This window comes from Moorena sp. SIO3I6, from assembly GCF_010672095.1.
Map to the genome: position 1 here is coordinate 1 of NZ_JAAHHU010000445.1, position 3,475 is coordinate 3,475.

Annotated in this window: 5 protein-coding genes; 3 read left to right on the forward strand and 2 right to left on the reverse strand. The window is 43.8% G+C overall.

Annotated features, from left to right (window positions below; genetic code table 11):
* Positions 1-257 (forward strand): hypothetical protein (locus F6K49_RS37640; protein WP_293105243.1); only part of this gene is annotated, 257 nt, incomplete at its 5' end.
* 283 nt (positions 258-540) lie between these two features.
* Entirely contained in the window at positions 541-720 is a 180-nt protein-coding gene (locus F6K49_RS37645; protein WP_293023724.1) for a hypothetical protein, read from the forward strand.
* On the opposite strand, the gene F6K49_RS37650 is transcribed toward F6K49_RS37645, so the two are convergent.
* Both F6K49_RS37650 and clpS read right to left on the reverse strand, forming a co-directional pair.
* Positions 667-1,437, reverse strand: a complete 771-nt coding sequence (locus F6K49_RS37650) for a type II CAAX endopeptidase family protein (RefSeq protein ID WP_293044284.1) — start codon at positions 1,435-1,437, stop codon at positions 667-669. The genes F6K49_RS37645 and F6K49_RS37650 overlap by 54 nt on opposite strands.
* Before the next feature lie 105 nt (positions 1,438-1,542).
* Positions 1,543-1,824: an ATP-dependent Clp protease adapter ClpS gene (gene clpS / locus F6K49_RS37655; RefSeq protein ID WP_293070781.1), complete on the reverse strand. Its 282-nt coding sequence runs from the start codon at positions 1,822-1,824 to the stop codon at positions 1,543-1,545.
* A gap of 124 nt (positions 1,825-1,948) precedes the next feature.
* Here clpS and F6K49_RS37660 point away from each other — a divergent pair, with 124 nt between their 5' ends.
* Entirely contained in the window at positions 1,949-2,851 is a 903-nt protein-coding gene (locus F6K49_RS37660) for an alpha/beta fold hydrolase (protein WP_293105247.1), read from the forward strand.
* Positions 2,852-3,475: the final 624 nt, after the last annotated feature.

Here is a 3,475-nt window from a genome sequence, read left to right on the forward strand (position 1 = left end):
AAAAGCCGATCAGATATAAAACGCGATCGCGTATCACTTCCCGAAAACCATTAGCTGCGATCGCCCAAATTCTTGCCAAACTCACCTACTATCTCCTATGCTCCGAATTCTTTTGCTTCCATCATAGGGGAGGTACACAAGGCAAGGGATTTTTGCTATACCAAAGGGAAAAGGGAACAGGGAACAGGGAACAGGGAACAGAGAGTAGGGAAAAGGGAACAAAAATTCTCACAATTCCTACACGGATTGGTATATAAGGTTAAGTAGTGAATAAGCGCGAAGATAAAACTATTCCGGACGAGGCATTTATGATTTTTGTACTTGATCACTGCGCCGTTGAAGGGATTTCAGGAGTTGCCAAATACCGCCCAGAATTTGCTTAGGTGCGCTTTACCTATTAAGAATTAAATTCGCCACGGGTCGCACCTCTTACTATTTAGACTTTTAAACTATCATCAAGTTAGACTCTCAATAGCAATCATTAATAATTACTAATCACCAATTATAGCTTTTTTTATACTAATGAGGTACACATAATTTTTGCCCTGCTACCTCTTCTCTATTCCCGATTCCCGATTCCCGATTCCCGATTCCCGATTCCCGATTCCCTGTTCCCTGTTCCCTGTTCCCTGTTCCCTGTTCCCTGTTCCCTGTTCCCTTATATCACTAATCACTGTTATGATTGCGCTTCATCCACCAAGCAACCAAACCAAGAAATAGCAATCCCATTATCCCAGCAGTAGGATCGCGATTAATGCCAGTAATCCAGGGAGCAACCTTGCCCGAATAGACTACTAATTGCCCAACATCAATAATATAATAACCCCAAACTAAGCCAGCATGGAGACCAATCGATAAACCTAGCCGTCCTTGAGTTGATCCCTTGGCCCAAATCAAGATTAACCCTAGCAGCAATAAACTGGGAAATCTCGGTAAGCCGCGAATCATCTCTGGAATTGGTTTAAGGAAATGCAGCAGCGCAAATGCGATCGCACCAATCCACTGTGATGTCCTAAAACTATAATCCCGTTGCAACTCATCAAGCAACCAACCCCGAAACACCAATTCTTCAGCGAAGCCTATGGCCAAAGCACTGATTAATCCCTCTACAATCAGCCGTGACCATGGCAGTGCAGGGGTTTGGAATGCTACCCAACCCAGCCACCCTTGTAATCCAAACAGACTAAGAGTCATTAACAGACCTAGACCTAGTCCTCTGATTAACTCAAGAGCGTTTTGGGCTGTTAGCCGCAAACCATATTTTTTTAACAGTCCTGGTTCGCGATAAACCTTCCTTCCCCAAACTCGGACTAAGTACAGAAATACCCCGAACATTAGCCCCATAGTCAGGATTGTCACTGAGTTTGGGTCTCTACCAATTAAGTATATTGGTGCTGCTATGGGTAACCAAAGCAACAGCAAAGCTAGTATAAACATCCCCAACCTGAATGGTGCTGGGTATAGGGATAATCTAGCCAGCCTGGGTGTAAAACGTTTTATAATTTCAAGATTTGGAAAGGGAAGAATTTCTCCTATTGCCCGTTATTCGTCAGGTTCAATTGTACTACTCAGACCCCGGTTTTTCAGGGTTTCGCAATAAAACTCAGCATGCTCTTGAGCACAGGTAATCACCAATGCCAGCCCGGATGTATGGGCTTCCATCATAATATTGACTGCTTGAGGTTGAGTCAGACTCGTCACAGTTTCCATCAAGGTTTTAACCACATACTCCATAGAATTGAAGTCATCATTATGGAGCAATACGCGATAGCGAGGCGCGTGTTTACGAACTGTTGAACGCTTCTCAATGGTTTCGACTGACAAAGCTTGTCCCTCTCTATTTTAGGTGTTTACACAAACTCTCCATTATATACTGCCATTAGTCTAACATCAGACAGGTGGCAGGGAGCGCTATGATCAAAAAGTTAACATTACTTAATATTTTACCGTGACTACCCAGGTAATTGCTACCCCTTCTAATACTCCCATCCCTGGAACTTACTGGCAGTGGCGGGGGGAATCTATATATTATGTACAGGCTGGACAGAAGCCATCAGGATACCCACCCTTACTACTAATTCACGGATTTGGGGCATCTACAGACCACTGGCGCAAAAACATTGCTCAATTGAGTCAGGATTTTGAAGTTTGGGCGATTGACTTGTTGGGGTTTGGACGTTCTGCTAAACCAGATGGGGAGTACAGTGGCAATTTGTGGCGAGACCAGTTGGATGATTTTATTACAGAGGTGATTGGTCAACCAGTAGTCTTAGCTGGAAACTCCTTGGGGGGTTATGCAGCTTTGTGTGTGGCGGCACAGCGTCCTAGCTCCGCCGTAGGTTTAGTATTGCTCAATAGTGCTGGACCGTTTAGTGATACTCAATCTGCCACTAAGGTCAATCCTGTTAAAAAAGTTCTCAATCAGGTAACCAAATCAATTTTTCTACAACCTTGGGCTAGTTTCCTGTTATTCCAGTACCTGCGGCGACCGTCAATCATTCGCAAAACCCTCCAGAAGGTTTATCTTGACCAGGATGCAGTAACGGAACAGTTAGTAGACGAGATTTATCGCCCGTCTTGTGATCCTGGTGCTGCTCAGGTATTTGCCTCCGTCTTCAAGTCACCCCAAGGGGAAAAAGTCGATGTGTTGTTGGAACAGATGACTTGTCCATTATTGATGCTATGGGGAGAAGGAGATCCTTGGATCAAGAGCAGAGAACGGGGAGCAAAGTTTAGGGAATATTATCCTCAGTTAACGGAATATTATCTACAAGCAGGACACTGTCCCCATGATGAGATACCAGAACAGGTGAATAATCTGATCAGGTCTTGGGTGATCGCTAATCGCTAATCGGTAATCGCTAATCGCTACAACGAATGAAAATTTATAGCACTACGGATTAAGGTTAGCACATTGATACAAGTTGAAAAAGGTGCGACCCGTGGCGAATTTAATTCTTAATACGGAAAGCGCACCTGCGCTGTTGTAGTAAACTTTTGCATGCATGCCTTTTGCCTCTTGCCTTGCCCGTAGCGCTATATTGCCTTATTCAGGACTCAGGAACTGACGAACTCAGGATTATGTCAAAGATTAACATAACTTAAACCACATCAAAAACGCGATCGCTAACATCCCACTCCGATACTAAAAAAAAGACACCAAGTGCTGCCAGCAACCCAAACAAACTCGAAGGCTAGCCACTGTTGACGATTTTCTCCAAATATCTTGCAGTATCTCCAAAAATAGGTTATACAATGATTAGTTTTCTAGTGTCATTGAAAACATTCTGGTTCCTTGAATTGAAGCCGAAAACCAAAGCAAACCATGATAGTGGTTGCGTTTTCTATTAAACACAGATAATTGCGCCTTGAGCGGAACAAAACCTATCTTGGCCTTGGGAGATACCCCCTGGCTGCTTAAGCAGCTTGCATTAGTGGGCTAAAATCGGCAAAGTAGATTTTGATAGCTAAAAAG